Raw genomic sequence first — 25,768 nt, 5'->3', positions numbered from 1 at the left:
CTTAGGAAAGCTCAAAATTTACCTTGCATCGCTTGTTTCATTTCTCTGACCGCCCGTTCTATACCTACCAAAGATGCCCTAGCAATGATGCTATGACCAATATTTAGTTCTTCCATACCTTCGATACAAGCAACCGGGTAAACATTCCAGTAGGTAAGACCATGACCAGCATTAACTCGTAAGCCAGCAGCAATCGCTTGTTGGCATCCGGAGGCCAAAACTTTTAATTCTTTAGCCTGACTGACTTCATCAGTAGCTTCTGCATAACTTCCCGTGTGCAGCTCAATAAATTTAGCTTTTGTTTTAGCAGAAGCATCGATTTGGGCAGGATCAGCGTCTATAAATAAGCTAACGGGAATACCAGCCCTCTGTAACTGGGCTACAACCTCACTAAGGCGAGGCATTTGTCCTGCTACATCTAGCCCTCCCTCGGTAGTCACTTCTTCTCGTTTTTCTGGTACGAGGGTAACGTAATCGGGTTTGACCTCTAGAGCGATCGCTACCATTTCATCGGTAGGTGCCATTTCCAAATTCAGATGAGTTCGCACCGTTTGTCTTAACAGAGCAATGTCTCTGTGTTGAATGTGACGTCGGTCCTCTCTTAGATGTGCAGTGATGCCATCCGCACCAGCAAGCTCTGCCAACACCGCTGCTGCCACTGGGTCAGGTTCTACAGTGCGCCGCGCCTGACGAATTGTGGCAATATGGTCAATATTTACGCCAAGTGTTAGCACTAATGTTTTTCTGCTCCATAAAACTTCTGCAAAACTCACCAAAGCTCGTTAAAGCTGTTTATTTCCTGCTTCTTCCGGAACTGTCGGCAGCACTCCGTCCACAGGCAGACACCATAGAGCCTACGGCGTTTTTTAAATTAATTGCTGCGTTTAAGTCTCTGTCAAGACTCAACCCACACTTAGGACAGTTGTAAGTCCTGATTTTCAAGGTCATTTTTTGACGATGCCCACAACTTGAACACAGTTGAGATGATGGGTAGAATCTGTCTACAATGACTAACTTTGAGCCATACCATTCACATTTGTATTCCAGCTGTCTCTTGAATTCGTAAAACCCTTGGTCAGCAACAGACCCAGCTAGCCTGTGATTAGCCATCATGCCTGATACATTCAAATCTTCAATTGCTACCGTGCCGTGGTTCTTAGCTAAGTAGGCAGTCAGTTTATGTAATGTATCTTTGCGAATGTTGGCTACTCTCTGATGTTTTTTGGCTAGTCGGTTTACGGCTTTGTACCAGTTCTGAGAACCTTTAACTTTTCTGGACAAGTCACGCTGACACCTCGCTAGTTGTTTTTTGGCTTGGCGATAAGGTTTAGAACCACATATAATTTCCCCAGTACTTAGTACGGCTAATGCCTTGACCCCTAAATCTACTCCCACTACATCTATTTGCTTTGGGGTTGGGTTTGGTTCATGTCCATAATGAAAACTTAGATACCAACCGTCAGCCTGACGAGATATGGTAATTTTCTTTGTCGTCACTTCTGGCAAAGGCTCATAAGTCCTCACCCAACCTAGTAATGGTAGTTTATGCTTGCAGCCTGAGAGTTTAATTGGTGCTCCAGAATTATCAATAGTAAAGCTATCATGGGCTCCTTTTTTCTTAAATCTAGGGTATCCACCATTACCTTTAAAAAATCGCGCTATAGCTTCTCCTAAATCAATAAAAGCGTATTGGTACACTTTGGAGGATAACTGATTCATCCAAGGGTATTGAGGCTTTACGTGATTGGTAAAAAGCTTTCTGAGCTTACTAGCTGATGGCTTTAGCCCTTCTGAGTAAGCTTGTTGCCATAAAGCCAATCCCCAGTTATAAACCCATCGAGAATACCCTGCATGTTTAGCCATCAAAGTTTTCTGATGGTTATTTAGCTTTAGTTTAGTTTGAAGAGCTTTATACATATTTGCTAACCTTTGATGAGGTTTGCTACTAATAGTTAGCACTCCTGGATTTGACATCCGACGCGCGATCATAGCGCAGCCTGGTCTTGAATTCCAAGGCTTTACAACCTTAGCTTTGAGCAAAATATTCTTTTCTAGTTTAACAGGGGGAGGGAACATCTAGATAGATTGTCTATCAAGGGTCTACAAGACAGTACTCCTTGAACTAGAAAGCCCCTCGCGAGGGGCGTGCGCAGCGATAGGTAGTTCACCTGAAATTCTTAATCCTGGGATTAGATACTTCTAGGTTGCAGTTCGTCTTTTGATGGTAATTTGACATTCCAGGCTAGTCCTAAGCGCTGAAGCAGCAGGATGAACAACCAACCCAGGTCAAGTTGCCACCAATAATGTCCAAATCTTGCTGAGTTGGGAAAGGCATGGTGATTATTGTGCCACCCTTCACCAAGGGTCAAGATGGCGACAATAGGATTGTTTTTGCTCATATCAGAGGTAGTGAACAGCTCGTTTCCCCAGAGGTGGCAAACTGAGTTGACACAAAAGGTGATTTGACGGACCAGAAAAATCCGAAATGCTCCGCCCCAGATTAAACCACCTAAGACTCCTGAGACAGAACCAGTCAAGACTCCACCCAGGAAACCAGGAATTAACAGGGACAGCAATACCCAAAAGACGTAGAGGTTGTCTATTCTTCGGATCAGCTTGTCCTTGATTAGGTCAGGAGCATACTTATAGGGAGGCTGCCAATCCACATTCACAATCCAAGCAATATGGGAATGCCAAAACCCTTGGATAAATCCCCAAAATCCTCCCTGGTGAAGATGGGGTGAGTGAGTGTCTCCGTCTTGGTCAGAGTAAATATGATGGCAGCGATGATGGTGAACCCAGCTAGTGACTGGTCCTTGAGCTGCCATACATCCAGCAATGGCTAAGAATGCCCTTATAAAAGGTCCAGTATGGAAGGCACGATGGCTAAAAAGCCTGTGATACCCGACGGTAATACCGATGAAATTCAGGATGTACATCCCGAGAAAAAGACCAATATCGAGAGGCTGGACGTTCAGTTTCTGAAGCAACATAACTACTATCGCAGCGATTACTCCCAAAGGGGACATCGCGATCACGGTAGTAACTACAGTTTTCTGAAGTGTGCTGACTTGTGGGGCAGTAGATGAAGAGATTGACACTTGTGTTGTTTCAATAAAATACTAATACACCAAAACTAAGCATATCCGATTGCTTGTCAGTCTGGCGCTGTTTGGACTCTAGCTCCGTGCTTACCACGAAGGCTATCAACTGGGATTTTTGGATTTGGGATGGTTGTCTTGTCCGCTAAATCCTCCAATCCCGGCGAATTTCAGTTATATTTGGGCTAATCATGACGGTATTGCATGGGTAACCTATTGCAGCTAGTTAGGGATTGGTGTTGATTTCAATCAATTTATTCCTTGAGGATAAACCTGACTTAATTTGGATACGAGACTTTGGTACCTTAAACCGTTGAGCCAGCAACTCAATTAACTCTTGATTGGCAAAGCCCATCTAAAGGTGGTGACTTCAAATGCACCTTGAGTCTCCCATCGTCTGATCGCGTAGCGTGGCCTTTGGCCTTGTCTTCTATATTTTGATGCTTAGAATTGGGTTTAACTTGAACTCGCCTCTTCATCAATGAAAGTTTATTCAAAATCTTTTGGCTTCTGGCTATGGGAAGTTTTAATTTAGTCACCGTTTACCACAGTAGCATACTGATCCGGATCGGCTGTGGTAACTGTAAAGACTTCTGTTGCGATACTCTTAAGGCCAAAGGCCACGCTACGCTAACAGAGCCGCTAAGCGATTGGCCGTAGGCCACGCTACGCGAACGCATACCCTAATTCGAGCAAAACCATTGGAACAAAACGACTGCCCCAATCTCGGTAAATTTCTTGAGTCATCTTGCCCCTAAAAACTTGACGCTTCCTTTTTATTGTATTTCAAATGTAGTATAAAAGTAACTCAAGCAACTCATTGACTCATTGTTTTTTTGGTTTAGCTTGTCTAAAACCTGCCAATACCCAAGAATTCCATGGCGGGAATTCGCTTATTCGCTCCTTGTCCTAGTGCAGCCGACTGCATTGCTTGATTAAATCAAAAAAAAACCTGAAACTCTTGTCCGTGTCTTGATGCAAAGCACGAGTGGGACAAATCTCCCCATAAAGGCCAACCCGTCGCTTCAGTATAGCTGCCAAATGCCTAACAGCTTACTAAATCAAAGTAGATTCAAACTCCTACTAGAAAACTGATAGGAGTAGAATAGAGGACAGCACAAAAAACGGGGTTGTGGAGGGAAGAACGTTGGATGAGCTTAGAACTGCGTTAGAGTTAGCAACCGTTGAAGAATTACAACAAATGACAGACATTCTATTCTGTCGTAGGTTTAATCCCTTAGATTACCTTCAGCTCCCTGAGCCAATCGATATCCAAAGCCAAAACCGTGAAGCTTGGTTGGATTCCCTCGAAGAGCGATTTCGCTTCTTGGCAGCAGATGGAGTAACAGTACTGAAGGGACGAACGAGTGAAGTAACCTACCGACAAGCCCTGATTCAAGTTTGTCGTTACCTCAAAATTCCTTACTATCAACGTCTGACTACAACTGACTTGGAAGCAGAAATATTTCTTCACCTCATGGAGAAAACCTGGAAACGCTTACCAACCCAAGAGCAGCAATCCCTCACAGTACAGGTACAGAAATCCTTAGCTAAGTCAAAACTTCCTGAACCCTTACCTGTACAAATCCAGCACAATCCTATCGACTTTTTACTCAAAGGTGGTAGCGCCCTAGCATTGACCTCGATTCTAAAGCCAATAATACTACAACAGGTGGCACGTCAGTTTGCCCTGCATTTCGCTCGCTATCAGGTGGCTAAACAAGCCCTAGTGAAGGGGGGTTTGGCAGCAGCAGCTCAGTTTCAGAACTACTTTACACTACAAACAGCACGACAGGGAATGGCACTGAGTGCTGCTCGTTATGGAGTTACTAGGAGTGTTTTTGCCTGCCTAGGTCCGATCATGTGGAGCTATTTCTTTGTTGACTTAGGCTGGAGAGCGATCGCAACCAACTACGGTCGGATTATTCCAACAATCTTAACCCTAGCACAAATTCGCCTGACTCGTGCTGAGTGCTGGGAACCAGTTTAGATTGAGAGTAATGGTGAGTGGTTAATTGGTTCTTGGGAAAGAATAGACATCAAGACAATCACCTAGAAATAGCTTGGAACTGCGCTAAGCTGGGAACTCTTATCTTTCCCCTGTTTCCAGCTTTGGGCGCAGTGGGGTTAGTTCTAGCTGTGGGAGATACTTGGCGGCAAAAGTACGCCAGCATGATATCAAAACCCCTAAACTGGGGCTTGGCTATTTTGAGTATCTGGTTGCTCATTACTGCTAGTTTAGCATTTAACCCCACAGAAGCGTTCCTAGGTTTAGGGAATTTTATCCCCTTCTTCGCCGTTTTCGCTGCTTTCTCTAGCCTCATCCAGACCCCAGCACAGCTGAGGCAATTAGCCTGGATTCTAGTTATTCCTTCCCTAGCAGTAACTATACTGGGTTTTGCTCAGATGGTTTTGGGTTGGACTAGCCCAAAAGTCTTATCACTAGTCTTTGGTTCAACCTTGGTAGCTAACGGTAATCCTCCAGGTCGGATGGATTCAGTGTTTTTGTATGCCAATATCCTAGCCGCTTATCTACAAATACCATTAATTTTAGGAATAGGGCTGTGGATTGAGAGGTTTCAAGGGAGGCGTTGGATCTCGCATCGATTTGATTATCCGCTGTTGTTCTTGAGTGTGGTGGTGATCGGTGATGCGATCGCATTAGTTTTGACCAACTCCCGCAATGCTTGGATAATCGCTGTTTTGGCTTGTCTTGCCTTTGCCCTTTACTTAGGTTGGTACTGGGTAGTGACAGCAGTTACTGCTGCTGTTGGTAGTATTCTGTGGGCATCATTTGGTCCAATGCTAGGGCGTCAATGGCTGCGTAGTATTGTCCCAGCATACTTTTGGATGCGATTGTCTGACCAGTTGTATCCCGACCGACCCATCGCTACCTTGAGGACAACCCAGTGGAAATTTACTTGGTCAATGATTCAGGAACGTCCCTGGTTTGGTTGGGGGTTACGCAATTTCACTCCTCTTTACCAGTCACAAATGGAAGTCTGGCTTGGTCATCCCCATAATCTACCTCTAATGTTGACTGCTGAAACTGGCATCCCAGGCACACTGATGTTGAGTGGATTAGTTGGCTGGATTATGGTTCAAGGTATCCAACTATTAAGGGTTTGGTCAACCGTTGCGACCACTACCACTAGACAAGATTGGCATCAAGACAACTTAATTCTGTTCAGTTATCTGGTGGCTTTTGGCAGCTGTACTCTATTCAATCTGCTGGATGTAACTCTGTTTGATTTTCGGGTTAATACCTTGGGGTGGCTGTTGTTGTCAGCAATTCGTGGTGTGGCATGTCACATTTAACCTAATTTAGCTACCCCGGCGAGAAGCCCCGCACCATAATCTTTGATTTGGTGCGGGGCTTCTCGCCGGGACAGGGTTTATGTAAATTAACAGTTATCATTCACCTGGTTTGTGTTAAGATATTTTGATGGCACTAATCATGAACTACACTTATCGAATTTATCCAGATACAGCTCAACAGGAATTAATGTTGAGTTGGCTAGAAACTTGCCGACGACTTTATAACCGTTGCCTGGGAGACTTAAAGGACTGGATGAATAGTCGGAAGTGTGCAGTTGATCGGTGCTCGCTTAATAGGGAATATATCATGTCGCCTGACATTCCATTCCCCGGATACAGGTCACAGAAGCGACAGTTAACGCAATGGAAAAAGACTGAATCTGACTTGAAAGAAGTTCACTCTCAAGTCACTCAAGATGTCATTAAGCGATTACATACTTCTTGGGAGTCGTTCAGACAAAGAGGAAAAGGTTTTCCACGATTTAAAAAGTACGGTCGCTATCAATCGTTTTTGTTTCCTCAGTTTGCGACTAATCCAATTAAGGGGGATCAAATCAAACTACCCAAGATTGGGCTTGTAGATCTGAGATTACATCGAGAAATCCCTGAAGGATTTCAAATCAAGACTGTACGAGTTGTATCAAGATGTCGAGGAACAAAATGGTTTGTTGTTATCACAATTCTTGCTGATGTTTGTGTTCCGGAAAACCAGGCTTTTGGACGAGCAATCGGAGTAGATGTCGGGTTGATTGATTTCCTAGCTACATCAGATAATTTAACGATTCCTAGACCGAGGTTTTTCATAGACCTACAACGCGAGCTGAAATTGCTGCAACGTAGAGCATCTCGAAAAAAGAAACGGTCTAAGAATTACGAAAAAGCACAAATCAAGGTAGCACGGTTACATCACCAAATTGGTAATACCCGTAAAGATTTTCACCTTAAAGTTGCACATCAACTCTGTGACCAGGCTGATTCAATTTTTGTAGAAGACATTGATTACAGAGTAATGGCAAAGGGCTTTCTGGGTAAGCATTCTCTTGATGCTGGCTTTGGTCAGTTCAGAGAATTATTGAAATGGGTATGTTGGAAACGAGGAAAGTTTTTCGCAGAAGTTGACCATAAAGGGACATCAAAGCAATGTCCTGAATGTGGAACCGAGTGGGATAATAACCTCTCAATCCGTTGGCATACCTGTGATGAATGCGGGTATTCCAACCATAGAGATGTCGCTTCAGCCGAAGTAATGCGTAATCGTGGAATCAATAAGTACCCAAGGACAATTGGGGAAAGGAAACTGTCTGCTGATAGCGTACTGTCGGGGGTTTTGTACCTAGATAAGTGCTACGCAGAAACTCTTAATCGTGAGGTTAAGAAGCCCGCGCCGTAATCAAAGATTGGGCGTCGGGAGTATGTCACTTCTTGATATTGCAATTAGCTAAACCTTAGTTGAAAAGGAATGGTTTAACCACGGGTCAGGATAACCGCTCCCATGCTCACTAGAATACGCGAAGTGAAGCTTGGTAACCCGTAATTGTTAGGTTTTGTGCCCTGATTAAAGGATCAGGCTCCTTCCAAATGTCACAATAATCGAAAGCGTTGTCTAACCAGTTAGGATAAAACTGCAGTGGCACAAGATCGGGTCAGACAAAACATTAGGAATCGCGAAAGCCCAAACTCCACGAGTTATTACGAAATACTGGGATTGCACCCTAGTGCATCACCCATAGCCATCCGGCGTGCCTATCGGCAACTCAGTAAGCGCTATCATCCTGATACAACCGACTTACCCACTGAAACGGCCACGATTAAATTCCAAAAGCTGAAGGAAGCCTATGCTACCCTAAGTAATCCAGAGCGACGAGCAATGTATGACCAAAAAATTGGTTATTCCCGCCTCAATGTTATTGAGCCACCCCCTAGTCTAAACAATCCGGTTAATCAAAAGCCACCAAGCTCCTCGTCCTCAGCTTACCTTGATCCCACTGACCGCCCCCTTTCAGCTGGGGAGATTTTTGTCCTATTCATTTTAGGACTAACCTTTTTAGGCTGCTTACTACTAGCCATAGCTATTGGATTAACCCAAGGTGAAGCTGCTCTGCTAATTTCTAAACCCAGTGGTCATGATTTGCTTACCTTACCCGAGATTAATTTTATTCAACAGGCGAAACCTGATAATTTGGATAGTCAAATACCGGTTAATAACCAATCAGCCCAAAATCCCCAGATAACCCATATATCAGAATAACTGATCAAGAATAACTTATAATATTAACTCTGTTTAATCCCTGATAATGTTAATCCCTTATAATAGGGTTTATCCCATAAATGTTAATTGTCTTAATTGTTAATTGTCTTAATTTTTAATTGAAAATGGTCACGTGACCATTGACAATGTTCAATTTTCTACTGATGTACCACCAAGAATTATAAATAGTTAATCGGACTCGATATGACACTTCCGCCAGGTGATACCCCCTTGTATAACCACCCTCTACCTGAAATAGAGAGGTGGCTGAAAATACTAGGATGTGAACAAGACAGTAATGATCTACATTGCTGGCGTGTTGATCGACCTACCTGGAAAGCAGAACTTTGCCTTGAGGTAGAGGAGTTAATCGTGCGCTACGTCAAGTCTGGGGAAGATGGACAAGATATTCAACGATCTTTCAAGTATTCCCTCAGCCGCAAAGATATAGAAGATGCAGTTTTCTGTGGTCCTTAGTAGGTGAAGGGTCTGCGGTCGTTGAAAGTTATAAGGTTGTCCCTTGTAGCGTGGCCTTTTGGCCAAGGTTAGAAGGTTGAAAGTTATAAGGTTGTTCCCTAGGCTAACAACTAAAAAACCTACCCTATGGAAACGCCAAAAGCGAACAACTAAAAAACCTTTAACCATTCTTAGACTTTGCCAAACCGACGTTCACGCTGCTGATAAGTAGACAAAGCACGGTGAAACTCTCCACGGTCAAAATCTGGCCATAGGGTATCTGTGATGTAAAGTTCCCCATAAGCCATTTGCCAAAGTAGGAAATTGCTCAAGCGCATTTCCCCACTAGTGCGAATTAGCAAGTCTGGGTCACAGATATTGGCAGTGTAGAGATGGCGTGAAAATAGGGCTTCGTCAATGTCATCTGGTTGGATGTGACCAAGCTGTACCTGAGTAGCAATGGCTCGACAGGCTTGTATAATTTCCTGGCGTGCTCCGTAGTTAGTAGCCACAGTAAACTGAATGCCAGTATTATTGAGAGTTTCATTCATAGAATGCTCAATTTGTGCTTGCAAGGATGATGGTAAGGCGGTCAAATTTCCCACAAACTGAATCCGAACATTCTCCTCCATCATTTCTTCAAGTTCTCTAGCCAACACCCGCTCGAACAAGGTCATCAGAAACTCCACCTCTTCTAAGGGACGTCCCCAGTTTTCTGTAGAAAATGCATAGGCGGTAAGGGCTTTGATTCCCCAATCATCACAACAACGCAGTAGTTTTTTCAGAGCCTCCACCCCTTGCCGATGTCCTATAACTCGAGGTAGTCCCCGGCGTTTTGCCCAACGACCATTACCATCCATAATCACTGCCACATGTCTAGGCAAACGGTCTGGTGAAAGGTCGCTTGGTAATTTGTTTAGGATAGTTTGCATAGCAGTTATTTTTTCTCTTGAGACGTTGATGATGGAAGACGGAGGAAACGTGAAACTAGCACCCGTCCCTGGGACTTGAATTGGCGACCTAGGTTGCGTAGACCTGGAGCAACTACCTCACGATCCACGACTGGAGAAAATCGTTCCTCTAGCAATTGTTTGAGTTTCGTGCTAGTTAGTGGTCGGTACAATCCTCCTTTTTCCGCCAAAGAAATTGAACCCGTCTCTTCAGATACAACAATACAAAGGCAATTTTCGACACGTTCTGTAATTCCCATTGCAGCCCGATGGCGGGTACCCAGCTTCCGAGAGGCTGTGCGCTCAGAAAGAGGCAAAATCACCCCCGCAGCCACAACCCGAGAGCCACGAATTAATACAGCTCCATCGTGTAACAACGTAGTTGTTTGGAAAATGGTTTGCAGTAGTTCTTTAGAAATTTCAGCATTTAGCTGAACACCGGGTACAGAAACATCCCGCTCATCAATTGGACCATTGGTTTCTAAAGTTATCAAAGCGCCAACTCGATTTTGAGACAACTCTTTGACCGCGTCTACGATTTCATTGATTACACTGTCAGGCTTAGGAGTGGGACGTCGTTGTCCTTGAAACAACTGCACAATCTCTCCTCGACCTAACTGTTCAAGAAATCGACGAAACTCTGACTGGAAGATGACAGCCATTGCCACAGCTGAGCCAACCACCAACTTTTCTAGCACAAAACTCAATAGCGTCAACCCTAACCTATTACTTACTGCTGCGGCTAACATCAGGACAATTAGCCCTCGAACCATCCATAAGGTGCGTCGCTCCCCAATGATGAGGAGCACAAGATAAGTAAGGGCTAGAACCAACCCAACATCGATGCTGTGAAGCAACAATGACTGAGCCCAGCTATGGTCAGTACCAGGACCCGGCAACGGAGGCATTGAACGTTCAGTAAAGAATTAAGGATGGAGATGGAATCGAACTGGCTTGATTTTAGCGTCAGCCAAGTGATTAGTTATTAAAAAGTTAATGGTTAATGGTTAATGGTTAATTATTGGCGGTTAGCCAAAAGTCAACCATCAACAACCAATAGCTTTTAGCTTTTAGCTTTTAGCTTTTAGCTAATTTCTGCTCTGGGTGAGTCGTTCTGGGATTCGATCTAGGCGAATTAAATCTTGGTAAGTTTCCCGCTGCACAATCACCTGGGCTTCTCCGTCCTTGACTAAAACTGCTGCTGGTCTGGGTAACCGATTGTAATTAGATGCCATACTGTAATTGTAGGCACCAGTAGCCATTACGACTAAAATATCTCCTGGTTGAGTTTGAGGTAAGGTAGCATCTTTAATCAAAATGTCCCCTGATTCACAATGTTTACCAGCAATTGTGATTTTTTCGGTTAGGGGATCTGACATCCGGTTGGCAACCACAGAGCGATAAACGGATTGGTAGGTAATGGGACGGGGATTATCTGACATACCTCCATCAACTGTCAAGTAAGTCCGGATTTCGGGGATGACTTTAGAACTGCCCAAAGTGTAGGCGGTTACACAGGCTGGACCAACAATGGAACGTCCGGGTTCCGATAGCAGTTTCGGTAGGACGAGTTGCCGAGAGGTGCAAGCAGCAACAACAGATTCACAGATTCCCTTGACCCAATCATCAATCGTAGGAGGGTCATCGGATTCTAGATAACAAATCCCTAAGCCTCCTCCTACATTGATCTGTTCTACTGGCAAATCGTAGTCAGCCGCTTTAACAATACACTCCACTAGCACTTTCGCCAGATCTTGATGGGGTTGCCTCTCAAAAATCTGAGAGCCAATGTGGGCGTGTAAACCAACAAAGTTGAGGGTTGGGTGTTGGCTGATAAAGGTAAAAACTTCATCCCAGGTATCGGGATCAAAGCCAAACTTACTGTCTAGGTGACCCGTGCGAATGTAATCGTGGGTGTGACACTCGATCCCTGGGGTCAAGCGAATCATGATCCGGATACTCTCTTGTGGTAACGAAGCCAGGGTTTTTAACTCCAGCCAGTTATCCACTACGATGGTGCAGCCACTCTCGGTAGCTAGTTCCAGTTCACTAGTAGATTTATTATTGCCATGGAAATAGAGTTTGTCAGCACTAACACCAGCTTGTAGAGCAGTGTAGAGCTCACCACCAGAAACCACATCGATTCCGAGGCTTTCAGAGTTTGCGATCGCACAAATTGCTAAACAATTCCAGGCTTTAGAAGCGTAGAGGACTAGAGATTCTCCGGGGTAGTAGTTAGCAAAGGCTTCCCGATACTGATGACAAGCAGTTCTAAAGGTTACTTCGTCCACAATGTAAAGGGGGGATCCAAATTGCTCGACTAGAGTCGTCACATCGCAACCACCAATTTCCAAGCAGTCACGGCTGTTAACTTTGGCGGTTAGAGGTAGCAGTTTCTGATTCGGTGAGGGGTTTGACCCACCATTGTTTTGGTCTGGAGTGATAGATGAATCGAGATACTGAAGCCCTGAATTCTTAACCTGAGTGGGTTGAGTCGATAGCATTATGTAATTATTTTCCTGATTTTGCTTTAGAGTTGGAACTTGCGTCTCGTTAATCAGTGTACAATTGAAGGCTGTGACTGTCTTAAAACTTAAACCCCTCAAAGCAGAGCACCTAAGTGCCGCAGTGGCACTAGATCAGCTGTGTTTTGGTGGACTTTGGACTCGGTCGGGTTACGAGCGAGAGTTGGATAGCCCCAACAGTCAGTTGTTGGTTTTGGAAGCTCCTCCAAAAGGGGGCAAAAAAGAAACTTTGCTTGAAGGCACAGGTGTTCCCATCACCTCATTACCCAATTGCCTGGTAGGCTTAGGTTGTTTTTGGTCAATTTTGGAGGAAGCCCATATTATCATTCTGGCAGTGCATCCTGACTACCAACGTCAAGGTTTGGGTCAATTACTGCTTTATTCCTTGCTACAGGATGCTAAACAGCGTAATTTAGAGTGGGCAACCTTAGAGGTGAAACCATCTAATCAAGCAGCACTGGCTCTTTACCAAAAGTTCGGCTTCACTGAAGCAGGACGACGTAGAAAGTATTACAAAGACACTGGGGAGGATGCTCTGATTCTATGGCGGGGGGGTCTGAAAACCCCTGAATTTGAGAAAACAATGGCCGATTGTTACCAGGAAATTAAACAGCGCTTGGCAGCTATTGACCTGGAAATTGGTTAATGGCTAATAACTAGAAATGGCATCGGAAGTAAGTAAATAACTGTTTCAATTGCTGCGAGTTGTGTAAAAATCAACGGTGGGCTGATTTACCTGTGCTAGAATCAGCTTACACGGGCATGCAACAGGTGATGGGAATACGCCATGTTTGAACGCTTTACAGAAAAAGCCATTAAGGTGATCATGCTGGCTCAGGAAGAAGCACGTCGCCTAGGTCATAATTTCGTAGGCACAGAGCAAATCCTCCTGGGTTTGATTGGAGAAGGAACTGGCGTAGCTGCCAAGGTCCTCAAATCTATGGGCGTAAATCTCAAAGACGCTCGGATTGAAGTTGAGAAAATTATTGGCAGGGGTTCCGGCTTCGTTGCTGTCGAAATCCCCTTTACCCCAAGAGCAAAGCGGGTTCTGGAGCTATCCCTAGAAGAAGCTCGCCAGCTAGGCCATAACTACATTGGTACAGAACATCTGCTACTTGGGCTAATACGGGAGGGAGAAGGCGTAGCGGCTAGGGTTTTGGAAAACCTAGGAGTAGACCTGTCTAAAGTCAGAACCCAAGTTATCCGAATGTTGGGTGAAACGGCGGAAGTAACAGCAGGAGCATCTCAAGGTCGTACAAAGACTCCTACTCTCGATGAGTTTGGCTCGAACCTAACCCAGATGGCTAGTGAAGGCAAGCTAGATCCAGTAGTAGGACGGGAAAAGGAAATAGAACGGGTAATCCAGATATTGGGACGCCGTACCAAGAATAACCCAGTATTGATCGGAGAACCAGGGGTAGGAAAAACGGCGATCGCAGAAGGCTTAGCCCAACGAATCGCTAACAATGATGTTCCAGACATTTTGGAAGAAAAGCGAGTCGTTACCCTCGATATTGGCTTACTGGTCGCTGGAACCAAATACCGGGGTGAGTTTGAAGAACGCCTGAAAAAAATTATGGATGAAATTCGTCAGGCATCTAACGTAATCCTGGTGATTGACGAGGTTCATACCCTGATTGGTGCAGGTGCAGCTGAAGGCGCAATTGATGCGGCAAATATCCTCAAACCAGCCTTAGCAAGAGGAGAATTGCAGTGCATTGGAGCGACAACTTTGGATGAGTACCGCAAACACATTGAGCGGGATGCAGCCTTAGAACGTCGTTTTCAACCAGTAATGGTCGGTGAACCATCAGTAGAAGAAACTATTGAGATTCTATACGGCTTGCGGGAGCGCTACGAGCAACACCACAAATTGAAAATTTCCGATGAGGCTCTCGAAGCAGCAGCAAACCTCTCAGACCGTTATATTTCCGACCGTTACCTGCCAGATAAGGCCATTGACCTGATCGATGAAGCAGGAAGCCGAGTGCGTTTGATTAACTCCCAGTTGCCCCCAGCAGCAAAAGAGCTAGATAAAGAACTGCGTCAGGTCCTAAAAGAAAAAGATGATGCGGTACGCTCCCAGGACTTTGATCGAGCTGGGGAACTACGCGATCGCGAAATGGAAATAAAGGCGGAAATTCGCTCAATTGCCCAAAGCAAGAAGAACGAATCTCGGGGTACTGATGAAAGCCCAGTTGTAGATGAAGAGGACATTGCTCACATTGTTGCCTCTTGGACTGGTGTGCCGGTACAAAAACTGACTGAATCAGAGTCAGAGAAACTACTGCACATGGAAGATACCCTGCATCAACGCCTGATTGGTCAGGAAGATGCGGTTAAAGCCGTTTCCCGAGCAATTCGTCGAGCAAGGGTAGGCTTAAAGAATCCCAACCGTCCTATTGCAAGTTTTGTCTTCTCTGGACCTACAGGGGTCGGTAAGACAGAATTAGCTAAGTCATTGGCAGCTTACTTCTTCGGGTCTGAAGAAGCCATGGTGCGCCTAGATATGTCCGAATACATGGAGCGCCATACCGTTAGTAAGTTGGTAGGTTCGCCTCCTGGATATGTGGGCTACAACGAAGGTGGTCAACTAACTGAGGCAGTGCGACGTCGTCCTTACACAGTAGTGCTGTTCGATGAGATTGAAAAGGCACACCCAGATGTGTTCAATATGCTGCTGCAAATCCTAGAGGATGGCAGGTTGACTGACTCCAAGGGTCGGACGGTAGACTTTAAAAACACCCTGCTGATCATGACCTCGAATATCGGTTCCAAGGTTATAGAAAAGGGTGGCGGACAACTGGGCTTCGAGTTCAGCGATAATCAAGCGGAATCCCAATATAATCGAATTCGGAATCTAGTGAACGAAGAACTTAAACAGTACTTCCGCCCAGAGTTCCTGAATCGTTTAGATGAGATTATCGTCTTCCGTCAGTTGACCAAAGAAGAAGTCAAGGACATTGCCAAGATTCTGTTAAAAGAAGTGTTTGGTCGTCTGTACGAACAAGGCATTACTCTAGAAGTCAGCGAGAAGTTCAAAGACCGTTTGATCGAAGAGGGTTACAACCCCAGCTACGGTGCCAGACCATTACGCCGAGCCATCATGCGGTTGTTGGAGGATGTGCTGGCAGAAGAAATTCTCTCCAGTCGCATTAAGGAAGGAGATATTGCCTATGTTGATGTCAATGAAGAGGGTAAGGTACAAGTCAGTCGTAAGGAAAACCGAGAGCTTTTGCCTCAAGGAGTTGAGTAAGTGATTGTAGGGTAAAGCGCCTACTGATCCTGTGCTAACTCCCCTTAATCCCCCCTTACTAAGAGGGGGGAAATTTTTGGCATTGTTTATGACAAATTACCAGAATAAGTACGGAAGAAGCTAAAAAAGTGCTACCAGTATTAAAAATGGCACGATAAGAGTTTATAGGATAATGGAAGACTTTTTTAAAAATGTATCTCGTTACCCACGCTACCTAATCAGTATTACTCTAGGAATATTCTATTCCGTGTTTTTGCTGGTAAAACCACTACTGAACCGCCCCCTAACTGCGATCGCATTAATTGGCATAGCCGTGGGAGTTTCTCTATTCTTGGTTTTCACCCTACGTGGGATGCTCGGCTTCAGTCCCGTTTAGACTAGGTTTAGACTAGGTTTAGACTAGGTGCGCGCAGCTTTCGATGATGCCCATACTTTAACAAAGGGAACGTCATGACTACAAATCGCCGTGTTTTTCGGGTTTCCTCCCTAATTCAGCAGGAGGTTAGTCAAATGTTGCTTAACGATATCAAAGATGACCGGGTCGGTAGTGGGATGGTTAGCATCACCAACGTTGATGTCTCTGGCGACTTGCAGCACGCTAAGATCTATGTCAGTATCTATGGCACTGATGAGGCAAGATCTAAAACAATGGCTGGATTAAAATCAGCTACAGGTTATGTGCGCCGAGAACTAGGTCGGCGGATTCGCCTGCGCCGCACACCAGAGGTGATGTTTATTGAAGACCGTGGTCTCGAAGGAGGCGATCAGATGCTGAACTTACTGAATCAGCTTTCTCAAGAACGCCAGAGCAAGCAACTCGAAGACGATATTTCTGGAGCACAAGCTTGAATTCTCTCCCAAAGTCACTGCCTGATCTAAATAACCTTTCCCTAGCAGAACAGGTGGCGCAAATGGTAGTGGTTCGAGCATCCGGCTACCTATTTGATCACCAAATTCAGTATCCAATTTGGGAACCCCCAGCCGAGCAATTGCAGCGTTGGTTGCAAGAGTTGGGTATTGGGGGTGTTATTTTACTAGGCGGGAGTGCTGTGGAACTCGCCCTCAGGTCGAAACAACTCCAAGAGTGGGCAAAAATTCCCTTACTGATCGCTGCTGATATTGAAGAAGGTGTGGGCCAAAGGTTTGCCGGTGCCACCTGGTTTCCCCCACCGATGGCACTGGGAGCCATTGCCCAAAACGATCCTGAGCCAGCTTTGCAGTATGTCCGTACCATGGCAGAAATCACCGCTACTGAAGCGTTGGCAATTGGGATTAACTGGATCCTGGCACCAGTGGTTGATGTCAACAACAATTCCCAAAATCCTGTTATCAATGTCCGGTCGTTTGGTGATAACCCTCAAATCGTTAGCCAATTGGCTTCTGCCTTTATCCAAGGAACCCGACCCTATCCAGTCTTAACCACTGCCAAGCATTTTCCCGGTCATGGCGATACCGCTACAGATTCCCATCTGGATTTACCAGTCTTGCCCCACTCACCCCCCCGACTAGCTACGGTTGAATTGCCTCCCTTTACCAATGCGATCGCTGCTGGGGTAGATGCCATCATGACCGCTCACCTCCTAATTACAGCTTGGGATGACCAACACCCCGCCACCCTCTCATCAGCGATTTTGACTCAACTGTTGCGCACAGACTTGGGATTTGAAGGACTGATTGTGACCGATGCTCTAGTGATGGGGGCAATTGCTAATCGCTATGGTGCCGATGAAGCGACAGTCATGGCTGTAGAAGCCGGTGCTGATATTCTCTTGATGCCTGTTAATCCCGAAACAGCAATTCAGGCAGTGTGTCAAGCAGTCGAACAGGGACGCATCTCACGGGAGCGGATTCAGGCATCAGTAGAGCGCATCAGTCGTGCAAAACGTAAAGTGGGCTATCACTCTCAAAGAGAGGCTTTAGACGAACACTCCGCTGCACAACAAATACCATCTCTACAAAACCCGCCCTCACAACCTTTCCTGGAGTCGAGCTTAGACGATGATCCAGCTCAACAACCGATAACATTTCAACCCAACCCCAATTGGCTCTCGGAACTAGCTCAACCAACTACCCTAACGACTGTAGTCGATATTCTCCAGGCTTCCCAGATAACTAGAGGTTTTCTAGCTTTAGCATCAATACGCAGCAGCAGTAATCAACCGTTACGTAATCTAATTTTGGTCGATGATCTCTTAGCTTGTGACTTTTTGGGGCAGCACACACCAGCAGTCGCTTTACCAAGAAGGCTGGGTTACAAACTCCAACTGGTTGATAGTCATACGACCCTACCTTCGGAAGTAGTTGATAATCCTGTTGGTGCTAAAACTACTCTGCTACAGCTATTTATCCGAGGTAACCCGTTTCGGGGTAGTGCTGGATTGACAGCAGTAGCTAGGGCATGGCTTAAGATGTTGTTGAAAACTGGGAATTTACAAGCTCTGGTGATTTACGGTAGTCCTTATGTGTTAGAGCAGTTCCTTCCAGAGTTGCCACCGGAAACACCATATGTATTTTCTTACGGGCAGATGCCAGCAGCTCAAGCGATCGCTCTTGAAGCATTGTTACCCGAAAGCTCAACAATAGATACTTTTGTGAGATTTATTTAAGTTTTATTGAGTTTTAAGATAATTTTTGCCAATTTGCCCCTATACAGCTTGATCAGAGGACAAGATTAAGATGAACTACTGCAATACCGATAGTAGGTATTTTTTTAAAAAACCATAATTGTAACAGAACTATATAGCTCTGGTCAATTAATAGGAGTTGACAAAATACCCAATCCAATCTAAAAAAACAGCAAGAATTCCAGCTGTACTGCTATCCCCCATCCTTGATTATTAAGATTTACTTTATAAATAGTCTCTTATAAAGTAAATCTTAAGACAGCTAGAGTAATTAATATGGGTGGGTTAAGGTGGACAGCTCTGTTAAAGCGATACAGGGAAGTAGGGCGGTCTTGGGGAGGTGACGTCACCTGAACTTGGTAATGGTGCTTGAGATGACCGTGAGCAAGTGCGGTCTTGAGAGTTCCCACGGGGCTTACAAGGTAAACTTACCTGACCCACAAAGCCCCTGGACTCAAGCTTTGCCTGAAGAGCAGATCAGCTTTTCTCTTGGTGCGGGTTCACGCTTGTCGGTAAACCGGACCGGGGTCGCACCGCTACAGCAGTCGCCCCCTATCCCAAGCTTTAAGCTTTATTTAACAAAGAGTCTCTAAAATATATCCCATAATCTGATTACTCAACCAAAGTTATCTGGTTGGGGTGGTCAGACGGGTTTGGCAGCCAGGTCGTCGATAGATAGACAGGGAGTTTGAGAAGACGGTAGTTCCTACAGCCAATGACCAATGGCTCAGTCATAAGCCAGTAGGCATTTTAGCTGAGCATGGGTTAGACTTTGACAACTTGGCCAAGGTATTTGAAGATCCTTATCAACAAATCTTGGTCAATGGTAACTTCTTATACTGAAATAATTTTATTTCACAGTAAGTAAATTTCGATTAAGATAATCGTATCCCCGTTTTTTAGATCAAGCTGATAAGATATCCATGAGTGTTAACACAGTGCCATCTACCCCTTCTATCCGTTACTCAATCGATGTGATCCAAGACGAAGCACGTCGCTTGGTGGATAAAGGATTTGTCAGTCGTCAACAGCCCATTTACGTTCTTTGCCAATATATTCCAGCTCGAGAATGGCTGTGTGTGGAGTGTGAGCTAGAGCAGTGCGAATTCCTGCTCAGAGACCGTATTGCTGACCTGATCGGTTCTCAACAATGGGAAAATGATTAACGGATCTTAGTCAAACGGCATAGGAGCTGATCCTTAGAATAAAAAGTGCGATCGAGTCTGTAACTAACAAAACCCCATCAATGCCACCGATAAAGGCTATAGTGACTTACCGGATTGGTTGGGCAACCGTAAGCGGTTGAGTATATATCAGCAAACTTCAGGGAATGGTGTTGGGGAGTAACAAAGCTGCCATTTGTAATAAAAAGCCTTGAGTTGATGGTATCTCAGCGCTGAGTGGGTAAATCTATTAGATGGGAACAGAAATGTCAGAGATTGAGCGGAGTTTCTGTTTCCCGTGGTTAATTTCTAGGCTATTAGTCTCCCACTTTAGCATCCCACTCAGACTGAGTTTTTTAAAATCCGCGTCAATCTAACTATTACTGTCTGATTTACGCAATTCCTCTAACTCCTTACGAAGATCAGCAAGTTGTGTTGTCAGTTCCTCAATATCATCCTGTGCATTGGACTCAACAGGATTGCTAGATGATGGTGGCGCAGGATCACTGGAGGTACCTGTTGTCGGTGAACCCACAGGATTACCTGGTTGATTCCACATCTGCTCAATAAAACGTCGGGCTTCAAGTTCAGTAGTCTCTCCTTTTTCCGCCCACTCAGTCATCTGTTGATTTAAATCTGACTGAAACTGAGCCAGACTTTCTTCACGCTTGTCAGGGTCTTGCAGGGTTTCAACGAAAGAGGCTGTTGCCCCCAAGGAGGCGCGAAACCCAGTTTGCAGTAATTCCAGGAGATTGTTGGAGTTCATTTATACTAACGATTTCCCATAAATTTTTTCTTAAGAACGTCCCACGGACGTGCAGTTCATCTGCTATGGAAGAGCCGAAACGGTTAACAAATTCTTCCCCATCTTAACCATCTCCCCCTGTTGCCTCTGACCCGCCTGTTGCCTCTGACCTTAGTTTCTTGAGAGACATTAGGGAGGATGTCACGTGACAACAGTAGCTGGAAATGACACCCAAGCCTTCAGCTGACTTGTTCCAAATACAGGTTAACATCTTCTACCACACGAGTCAGTTCAGCTTCCGTACTCAAGCGGATGCGATCATCTCTGAGAGTAATTAAGACAATAGCCGCAAATGGAGAAGGATAGATATTGGGATTGCAGAAAATCTCAAGAAAGACATCCCCAGTAAATTGGTACTCCATCGGTTTTTGAGGCTTGGGTCTACCACCACTAGATACCTGAGCAGCAGCTTTCAGATTCTGCATCAGTTGGTAAAGTTCACCTTGTAATTTTTTCGCAGCATCGGCGGTGAATGGAAAAGACACCGAACCGTCATTAAGATTTAATTTAAGTGGTATAGCGGACATAAGGCAACTCTAAGATGTAATCGATTGTTTGTTAATCGTGGTTGATAAGTTAAGTCGGTAAAAATAAACGAAACATGTTACCAAACCGATGCAGTTCAAGTCAACGGTCAACGGTTAACTTCAAGGACAAAAATATTAAGCCCTTATTATACTTTCCTGTGGGGACTAACATCGGTCCCCAATGACTATTAATCAAAGCTGATAATCAAAGCTGAGGCTCTGCTTGGGACGTGGTAGCCAAGCTTTTCTCTTTGTCCCGCTTCCGCTTTTTGGCATACAGCTGAATTGAGGCAGCCATTACTATAATCATCGCAACAATTAACCAAGACGTAATATCTGTAGGCAAACTGTTCTTAAACACTGCCAGTAAAACAATTACCATCAGCAAGACAGTAGGTGCCTCGTTGAGAGCACGGAACTGCTGACCAGTCCAACTGCATTCATTGGCAGCCAGCCGTCGCATAATCCTACCGCAATAGAAATGATAGACCAGTAAAAGGGCTACAAAAGCCAGCTTGATATGTAACCAACCTTGCTTGAGCACTTCTGGTTCTGTTACCAGTAAACCAATTGCCATCGCTACGGTTACCACCATACCTGGGGTAGTAATTATGTGGTAGAGACGTTTTTCCATAATCTCATACTGATTTTTGAGAATGGTTTGGGCAGGTTCCGGCTCTTGTGAAGCCTCTGCATGATAGACAAACAGACGCACCAGATAAAACAGACCGGCAAACCAAACCACTACACCAATGAAGTGAAACGCCTTGAACCAGAAATAAGCCATAGATTGTGTCCTCCATTATTACAACAGCGTCATGCAGCTCAGCAGTGTCTACCCTCGTGACTTCAGCTATAGCGCGTGTCGCGTATCAGCTATCAGCTTCTTGAGGGAAGTCCCACGAATAATCATATACTCACGTTCCTCAGGCAAATGCTTAAGTTTTCCTTGCTTCAAAAGCTTTGTAGACCAGAGCTGATCGCTAAATGCTTACGATTATCTCATGTCTTCTGAACTCATACAAAAACCATACAGAGTCAAACAGGTAGATGAACCATAGCGTAAACCTGGGGTTGAGACAATGGACAAATAAAGACAAATAAAAGCGATGCACCAGGTGCGACCCGTGGCGAATTTAATTACGGGTCAAACGCACCATTACGGTCTTGGGGTAAACCCCCACTCGCGCTTTGCATCAAGACAGGGAAACCTTTTACTTAACCAATGTCAAGCGTATGATTAATGCCAGCAGCATGGGAGAAAAAAGAAGATCACCTCGCCAACAAACCTCTATTTCTTATCGATTGGCTGGTCTCTTCTCAGCTCGTCAGCCAGTCGTTAATATTAGTAGAGGAGGTTGCAGCATTTGCAGTGAAAAACCTATCCCAGTCGGTCAAGTTATAAAAATACAGTTTTTCTTGCCACAAAATCACACAGTTACTGCTACAGTTAAAGTCATGTGGTGCAAAGGATCTAAAGGAAATTCTCTAGGAAACTATAGATCTGGTTTACAGTTTGTAACCGTCTCACCAGAAAATATAGATTGTCTGTTGGGTCTGCCAGCAACACCTATTTCAACGCCTCAACTTCAGCTGAATAAGTTACTAAGAAATCATCCAGCTAAGACTTCTAACACCTGCTATACCTAATCCTGAGACTAAGTTGCGCTTCCAGAAAAGATATTACCCTTTGAACAGATGACGGGTGATGGGGTTAATGATTAATAGGGTAAGCAGTTACTACTGATTAATTTTAAGTATTAATTTTAAGTATTAATTTTAAGTAAACTTGGTATAAGTTGCAATCAAAGATAGTTGATGTCTTGATGCAGTCGCTCATTGAAGTTACCCCTATGAGCGACTGCATCGCTTTGTCAACTTGCTGATCAGGAGTGAACATCAAGGACAGTCAATCTTAACTATTATACCATTTTCAGTTATTAAGGCTAAAGATGATTGACTGGTAATTGGTAATTGACCAAGGAATTACCGATTAGCGATTACTACGAAACAGTATGTATTTATAACAAGCCTACACATAAATTGGAATTATCTGATTAGTTATTTATACTGATTAACTTAATGTCAAGGAACACAAACCAGCTTGTGGTTATTAAAACGATTGACGTAGATAAGCCCACTAAAGTCAACTAATCTCTACAACTTAATCAGGCTCTTACTCACAAGTTTATGCGTCCTATTTAGTTAATTTGTGATCAAATATTTACTGGGCATTGCTTTCAGAGTAAAAAATCTGTTGATAAAGTCAAATCTTTGCCCAGTAAGGCGATAATAGATTTGGGGGGGGTATTAAGCATACTATCTACATAAGGGCTCTTAATCAGTGATATCCAATAAGTTAACTGCCATGGACTATGTCAAGGTTCATGGCAGTTTTACTGTGCTTTTTTTTTCGTTGTTAATGATCAAGTATAACATTTTTTGAATGCTCATATACCTCAAAAAAAAAGTATACATAAATATACATAAATCATACTAAATCAAACCTGAACGCAAACCTAAACGTAAACCTATGGTCTAAAGAATAGATTTATACACAGCAGGATCGGTAATCTTACCATCTGCTATCATTTCAGAACTTCACCTAGCACAAGTTGCTTAGGAGTTGTTACAGTGAATTAAACCCTTTGCTTAGTTGCATCTACCTTTATATAGATTTATGAGTACTGAACAATTAAATCAAGTTATAGAAGCAATAATTTCTGGCAAGTATTCCTGGGCTTGTGTATTGATATTACGGTTTTCTGGCTACAATCCTTTGCAATATATGCCCTATCGCACTTACAATCGGTTAATCAAACAAAACTATAACTTAGGTAATCGGAATAAAACCTCATCCTCTCAACCATCCAAAATACTCAACAGGTGTTAATCATCAAGACAAGCACAATAAGAAATTACTCAAAAATCCTAGGCCCTAGGCTGTGGACTTTAGATCTTAGGTATTAACCCAGGCATTAAGTCCTAAAACCATTACTCATTAACCAAATACCAAACACCAAACACCAAACACCAAACCCCTAACTCCTAAAACAAAAATCCTAATACCTATCTTTCAGGAGATTAATTTGACTAACACTCATCTACTTAAAGATCGGAGGAAATTTCCACGTCATATAACTTTACTAAATTATCAGATAGAAGGACTGATTTCCGAACAAAATGATTTAGTAGTTAATCTGAGTCGAGGCGGTGGCAAAATTTACATTAACAAACCATTAAAAACTGGGGAACATAAAAAAATTAAGTTCTGCTTACCAGGCATAAGTTACACAGCTACTTCTATGGTTAAAATTGCCTGGCAAAGGGAAATTGCTTTAGATTCACCAGCTAAATATGAAGCAGGATTGACGTTTTTAGATATCTCACCAGTCAAGCTTAATACACTATTAGAACGGAAACAACTTATCTTCAGCAATCACTTTCAGTTCAAAGTATTACTGAAAACGTTTGCTGCTGCTGCCTGTATAGTTTCTGCACTTGCTCAGTTAGCTAGTAGTCAAACCGTTGCACCAGGAACTATTCTCAGTATTTTGCTGGAGGGTCTTAATGATCGTATCTCTTGGGTAGCAAGTCAAAATCTCACTGATGAAGCTAGGTTCAGCTGGCAGCAATCTCCTAGGCAGCATCCGATTGGATTTCACTTTAATCAGTCTTTAGTGAGTGTTGATGATTTAGAGTCTGCTCCTGAGCCAATAACGATGGCTAGTTTGGTCTTATTAGGTGCTACATTTCTGATCCCATGTCGTGACCTAGACTAGAGTAGTAATACCAAGTTAGCTTAATTCCCTATGGTGGCAGGATTAGATTAAGGGGTAAGGTTATGATTTTAAGCTTTCTGTTTTTTTTGCCTTGTTTTTCAATTTTTTTCATGGCAGTTAATTTAATTAAAACTAAGTATTTTTATTGATAAATTTTCATTAGTTAGCTACAATATAAATATGAGCACTTAGGTTAAATCCCCTGCCTTCAGGTAGGGGATTTCTTAATGGTATTAATTAGTAAATTTACAAAGTATAGGGGTTTGCGAGTTTTTAAGTACATATTTATGGGTTTTTAGGGAACAGGGAACAGCGGATCACCGGAACAGCGGATCGGGAGCATGTCACTTATGCAGCAACATTAGTACTAAGGTAATAGGTAATAGGTAATGGGTAATAGCGTGATTTGCGCGGTCTTGGGGGTTTCCCCCATGAGCGACTGCATCAAGACGGTAATAGGTAATGGGTAATAGCGTGATTTGCGCGGTCTTGGGGGTTTCCCCCATGAGCGACTGCATCAAGACGGTAATAGGTAATGGGTAATAGGTAATGGGTAATAGGTAATAGGTAATAGGTAATGGGTAATAGCGTGATTTGCGCGGTCTTGGGGGTTTCCCCCATGAGCGACTGCATCAAGACGGTAATAGGTAATAGGTCTGAAGGGGAGCATGTCCTGGATGAATATTTGTACATTATCTATAGCCCCCTCATGGGTAATTGCTTGCTCTACTGGAAAATAGTACTAATGTTTAAGCATTGCAAGACCTGCTCCCCAGCGGATCTGGGAATAGAGCAGTTGGCATCTAAACTAATTTATTTATTCTTGCCAATTAAGAAGTGGACTTTATCTTTTTCACCCCATTTTAATAATTAACTTATCTACAAATTCCTATAAATAAAAAATAATCAGTTAACTATTGACCCATACTTGAACATGAACACACCAGGTATAAATTCCAGGTTGAAGCTTATTTGCTTGTTCGCGTACCGTGGCCGTTCGCGCAGCGTGGCCT

The 25,768-nt window shown here is 43.9% G+C and carries 25 protein-coding genes and 1 pseudogene; 14 read left to right on the top strand and 12 right to left on the bottom strand.

Annotated features, from left to right (window positions below; translation table 11 throughout):
* Positions 1–11: 11 nt before the first annotated feature.
* The 4 genes and pseudogenes from BJP34_RS29725 to BJP34_RS29710 all read right to left on the bottom strand — a co-directional run bounded on the left by BJP34_RS29725 (position 12) and on the right by BJP34_RS29710 (position 3,580).
* Positions 12–734, bottom strand: coding sequence for a pyridoxine 5'-phosphate synthase (locus BJP34_RS29725; protein ID WP_070396947.1), 723 nt, complete (start codon positions 732–734; stop codon positions 12–14).
* A 58-nt stretch (positions 735–792) separates the two neighbouring features.
* Entirely contained in the window at positions 793–1,917 is a 1,125-nt protein-coding gene (locus BJP34_RS29720) for an RNA-guided endonuclease InsQ/TnpB family protein (protein WP_070396946.1), read from the bottom strand.
* Positions 1,918–2,189: 272 nt separating this feature from the next.
* Entirely contained in the window at positions 2,190–3,101 is a 912-nt protein-coding gene (locus BJP34_RS29715; RefSeq protein ID WP_149031250.1) for an acyl-CoA desaturase, read from the bottom strand.
* 226 nt (positions 3,102–3,327) lie between these two features.
* Positions 3,328–3,580 (bottom strand): annotated as a pseudogene (locus BJP34_RS29710) (DUF167 domain-containing protein).
* Between the two features lie 668 nt (positions 3,581–4,248).
* Between BJP34_RS29710 and BJP34_RS29705 the strand changes: the two are divergent.
* The 5 genes from BJP34_RS29705 to BJP34_RS29685 all read left to right on the top strand — a co-directional run bounded on the left by BJP34_RS29705 (position 4,249) and on the right by BJP34_RS29685 (position 9,144).
* Positions 4,249–5,091 (top strand): YaaW family protein, encoded by an 843-nt coding sequence (locus tag BJP34_RS29705; protein ID WP_070396945.1) that lies wholly within the window; start codon positions 4,249–4,251, stop codon positions 5,089–5,091.
* Between the two features lie 17 nt (positions 5,092–5,108).
* Positions 5,109–6,419, top strand: a complete 1,311-nt coding sequence (locus BJP34_RS29700) for an O-antigen ligase family protein (protein WP_070395458.1) — start codon at positions 5,109–5,111, stop codon at positions 6,417–6,419.
* A gap of 127 nt (positions 6,420–6,546) precedes the next feature.
* Positions 6,547–7,809 carry an RNA-guided endonuclease InsQ/TnpB family protein gene (locus BJP34_RS47995; protein WP_229424089.1) on the top strand — a complete coding sequence of 421 codons (1,263 nt, stop codon included), beginning with the start codon at positions 6,547–6,549 and terminating at the stop codon, positions 7,807–7,809.
* A gap of 237 nt (positions 7,810–8,046) precedes the next feature.
* Positions 8,047–8,667, top strand: coding sequence for a J domain-containing protein (locus tag BJP34_RS29690; protein ID WP_070395456.1), 621 nt, complete (start codon positions 8,047–8,049; stop codon positions 8,665–8,667).
* A gap of 204 nt (positions 8,668–8,871) precedes the next feature.
* Positions 8,872–9,144, top strand: coding sequence for a DUF3143 domain-containing protein (locus tag BJP34_RS29685; protein WP_070395455.1), 273 nt, complete (start codon positions 8,872–8,874; stop codon positions 9,142–9,144).
* Between the two features lie 170 nt (positions 9,145–9,314).
* Here the strand turns inward: BJP34_RS29685 and BJP34_RS29680 are convergent, their stop codons facing one another.
* The 3 genes from BJP34_RS29680 to lysA form a co-directional block, all read right to left on the bottom strand.
* Positions 9,315–10,055: an isoprenyl transferase gene (locus BJP34_RS29680; protein ID WP_229424088.1), complete on the bottom strand. Its 741-nt coding sequence runs from the start codon at positions 10,053–10,055 to the stop codon at positions 9,315–9,317.
* Between the two features lie 5 nt (positions 10,056–10,060).
* Positions 10,061–10,981, bottom strand: a complete 921-nt coding sequence (gene cdaA / locus BJP34_RS29675; protein WP_070395453.1) for a diadenylate cyclase CdaA — start codon at positions 10,979–10,981, stop codon at positions 10,061–10,063.
* Between the two features lie 180 nt (positions 10,982–11,161).
* Positions 11,162–12,577, bottom strand: coding sequence for a diaminopimelate decarboxylase (gene lysA, locus BJP34_RS29670; RefSeq protein WP_070395452.1), 1,416 nt, complete (start codon positions 12,575–12,577; stop codon positions 11,162–11,164).
* 73 nt (positions 12,578–12,650) lie between these two features.
* On the opposite strand from lysA, the gene rimI reads away from it, so the two are divergent.
* The 6 genes from rimI (at position 12,651) to BJP34_RS29645 (ending at position 19,644) form a co-directional block, all read left to right on the top strand.
* The gene (rimI, locus tag BJP34_RS29665; RefSeq protein WP_229424087.1) at positions 12,651–13,244 is read left to right on the top strand and encodes a ribosomal protein S18-alanine N-acetyltransferase; all 594 of its coding nucleotides are present in this window, start codon (positions 12,651–12,653) and stop codon (positions 13,242–13,244) included.
* A gap of 141 nt (positions 13,245–13,385) precedes the next feature.
* Positions 13,386–15,854 carry an ATP-dependent Clp protease ATP-binding subunit gene (locus BJP34_RS29660; RefSeq protein ID WP_070395450.1) on the top strand — a complete coding sequence of 823 codons (2,469 nt, stop codon included), beginning with the start codon at positions 13,386–13,388 and terminating at the stop codon, positions 15,852–15,854.
* A gap of 172 nt (positions 15,855–16,026) precedes the next feature.
* Positions 16,027–16,230, top strand: coding sequence for a DUF751 family protein (locus BJP34_RS37765; RefSeq protein WP_083305414.1), 204 nt, complete (start codon positions 16,027–16,029; stop codon positions 16,228–16,230).
* 74 nt (positions 16,231–16,304) lie between these two features.
* Entirely contained in the window at positions 16,305–16,703 is a 399-nt protein-coding gene (gene rbfA / locus BJP34_RS29655; RefSeq protein WP_008179934.1) for a 30S ribosome-binding factor RbfA, read from the top strand.
* The gene (locus tag BJP34_RS29650) at positions 16,700–18,460 is read left to right on the top strand and encodes a glycoside hydrolase family 3 protein (RefSeq protein ID WP_083305413.1); all 1,761 of its coding nucleotides are present in this window, start codon (positions 16,700–16,702) and stop codon (positions 18,458–18,460) included. Before rbfA ends, BJP34_RS29650 begins: the two co-directional genes overlap by 4 nt.
* A gap of 941 nt (positions 18,461–19,401) precedes the next feature.
* The gene (locus BJP34_RS29645) at positions 19,402–19,644 is read left to right on the top strand and encodes a DUF4327 family protein (protein ID WP_070395448.1); all 243 of its coding nucleotides are present in this window, start codon (positions 19,402–19,404) and stop codon (positions 19,642–19,644) included.
* 370 nt (positions 19,645–20,014) lie between these two features.
* Here the strand turns inward: BJP34_RS29645 and BJP34_RS29640 are convergent, their stop codons facing one another.
* The 3 genes from BJP34_RS29640 to hemJ form a co-directional block, all read right to left on the bottom strand.
* Positions 20,015–20,407, bottom strand: a complete 393-nt coding sequence (locus tag BJP34_RS29640) for a hypothetical protein (protein WP_070395447.1) — start codon at positions 20,405–20,407, stop codon at positions 20,015–20,017.
* A gap of 218 nt (positions 20,408–20,625) precedes the next feature.
* Positions 20,626–20,973, bottom strand: a complete 348-nt coding sequence (locus tag BJP34_RS29635) for a hypothetical protein (protein ID WP_070395446.1) — start codon at positions 20,971–20,973, stop codon at positions 20,626–20,628.
* Between the two features lie 205 nt (positions 20,974–21,178).
* On the bottom strand, positions 21,179–21,760 hold the full coding sequence (gene hemJ / locus BJP34_RS29630; RefSeq protein WP_070395445.1) for a protoporphyrinogen oxidase HemJ: 582 nt from the start codon (positions 21,758–21,760) through the stop codon (positions 21,179–21,181).
* Between the two features lie 449 nt (positions 21,761–22,209).
* Between hemJ and BJP34_RS29625 the strand changes: the two genes are divergently transcribed.
* The 3 genes from BJP34_RS29625 (at position 22,210) to BJP34_RS29615 (ending at position 24,755) form a co-directional block, all read left to right on the top strand.
* Positions 22,210–22,623 (top strand): PilZ domain-containing protein, encoded by a 414-nt coding sequence (locus BJP34_RS29625; RefSeq protein ID WP_149031249.1) that lies wholly within the window; start codon positions 22,210–22,212, stop codon positions 22,621–22,623.
* Positions 22,624–23,653: 1,030 nt separating this feature from the next.
* Positions 23,654–23,866, top strand: a complete 213-nt coding sequence (locus BJP34_RS29620) for a HetP family heterocyst commitment protein (protein ID WP_070395443.1) — start codon at positions 23,654–23,656, stop codon at positions 23,864–23,866.
* 196 nt (positions 23,867–24,062) lie between these two features.
* Positions 24,063–24,755 carry a PilZ domain-containing protein gene (locus BJP34_RS29615; RefSeq protein WP_070395442.1) on the top strand — a complete coding sequence of 231 codons (693 nt, stop codon included), beginning with the start codon at positions 24,063–24,065 and terminating at the stop codon, positions 24,753–24,755.
* 344 nt (positions 24,756–25,099) lie between these two features.
* Here the strand turns inward: BJP34_RS29615 and BJP34_RS47990 are convergent, their stop codons facing one another.
* On the bottom strand, positions 25,100–25,273 hold the full coding sequence (locus tag BJP34_RS47990; RefSeq protein ID WP_229424086.1) for a hypothetical protein: 174 nt from the start codon (positions 25,271–25,273) through the stop codon (positions 25,100–25,102).
* Positions 25,273–25,425 (bottom strand): hypothetical protein, encoded by a 153-nt coding sequence (locus tag BJP34_RS47985; RefSeq protein ID WP_229424085.1) that lies wholly within the window; start codon positions 25,423–25,425, stop codon positions 25,273–25,275. The genes BJP34_RS47990 and BJP34_RS47985 overlap by 1 nt, the downstream gene beginning before the upstream one ends.
* Positions 25,426–25,768 lie beyond the last annotated feature (343 nt).

The sequence above is a fragment of the Moorena producens PAL-8-15-08-1 genome (assembly GCF_001767235.1).
In the GTDB taxonomy this organism is placed as follows: domain Bacteria; phylum Cyanobacteriota; class Cyanobacteriia; order Cyanobacteriales; family Coleofasciculaceae; genus Moorena; species Moorena producens_A.
The sequence above is the reverse complement of the archived record's forward strand: the minus strand, read 5'-3'. Positions and strand labels throughout refer to the sequence as shown.

What these genes read in the sequence shown, in the direction of transcription:
- BJP34_RS29625 (WP_149031249.1), top strand. Translation starts at nt 22,210, where the DNA reads ATGATTAATGCCAGCAGCATGGGAGAAAAAAGAAGATCACCTCGCCAA.
- BJP34_RS29680 (WP_229424088.1), bottom strand. Translation starts at nt 10,055, where the DNA reads ATGCAAACTATCCTAAACAAATTACCAAGCGACCTTTCACCAGACCGT.
- BJP34_RS29635 (WP_070395446.1), bottom strand. Translation starts at nt 20,973, where the DNA reads ATGTCCGCTATACCACTTAAATTAAATCTTAATGACGGTTCGGTGTCT.
- BJP34_RS47985 (WP_229424085.1), bottom strand. Translation starts at nt 25,425, where the DNA reads ATGCTCCCCTTCAGACCTATTACCTATTACCGTCTTGATGCAGTCGCT.
- BJP34_RS29685 (WP_070395455.1), top strand. Translation starts at nt 8,872, where the DNA reads ATGACACTTCCGCCAGGTGATACCCCCTTGTATAACCACCCTCTACCT.
- BJP34_RS29720 (WP_070396946.1), bottom strand. Translation starts at nt 1,917, where the DNA reads ATGTATAAAGCTCTTCAAACTAAACTAAAGCTAAATAACCATCAGAAA.
- BJP34_RS29620 (WP_070395443.1), top strand. Translation starts at nt 23,654, where the DNA reads ATGAGTACTGAACAATTAAATCAAGTTATAGAAGCAATAATTTCTGGC.
- cdaA (WP_070395453.1), bottom strand. Translation starts at nt 10,981, where the DNA reads ATGCCTCCGTTGCCGGGTCCTGGTACTGACCATAGCTGGGCTCAGTCA.
- BJP34_RS47990 (WP_229424086.1), bottom strand. Translation starts at nt 25,273, where the DNA reads ATGCAGTCGCTCATGGGGGAAACCCCCAAGACCGCGCAAATCACGCTA.
- rbfA (WP_008179934.1), top strand. Translation starts at nt 16,305, where the DNA reads ATGACTACAAATCGCCGTGTTTTTCGGGTTTCCTCCCTAATTCAGCAG.
- BJP34_RS47995 (WP_229424089.1), top strand. Translation starts at nt 6,547, where the DNA reads ATGGCACTAATCATGAACTACACTTATCGAATTTATCCAGATACAGCT.
- BJP34_RS29645 (WP_070395448.1), top strand. Translation starts at nt 19,402, where the DNA reads ATGAGTGTTAACACAGTGCCATCTACCCCTTCTATCCGTTACTCAATC.
- BJP34_RS29640 (WP_070395447.1), bottom strand. Translation starts at nt 20,407, where the DNA reads ATGAACTCCAACAATCTCCTGGAATTACTGCAAACTGGGTTTCGCGCC.
- BJP34_RS29660 (WP_070395450.1), top strand. Translation starts at nt 13,386, where the DNA reads ATGTTTGAACGCTTTACAGAAAAAGCCATTAAGGTGATCATGCTGGCT.
- hemJ (WP_070395445.1), bottom strand. Translation starts at nt 21,760, where the DNA reads ATGGCTTATTTCTGGTTCAAGGCGTTTCACTTCATTGGTGTAGTGGTT.
- lysA (WP_070395452.1), bottom strand. Translation starts at nt 12,577, where the DNA reads ATGCTATCGACTCAACCCACTCAGGTTAAGAATTCAGGGCTTCAGTAT.
- BJP34_RS37765 (WP_083305414.1), top strand. Translation starts at nt 16,027, where the DNA reads ATGGAAGACTTTTTTAAAAATGTATCTCGTTACCCACGCTACCTAATC.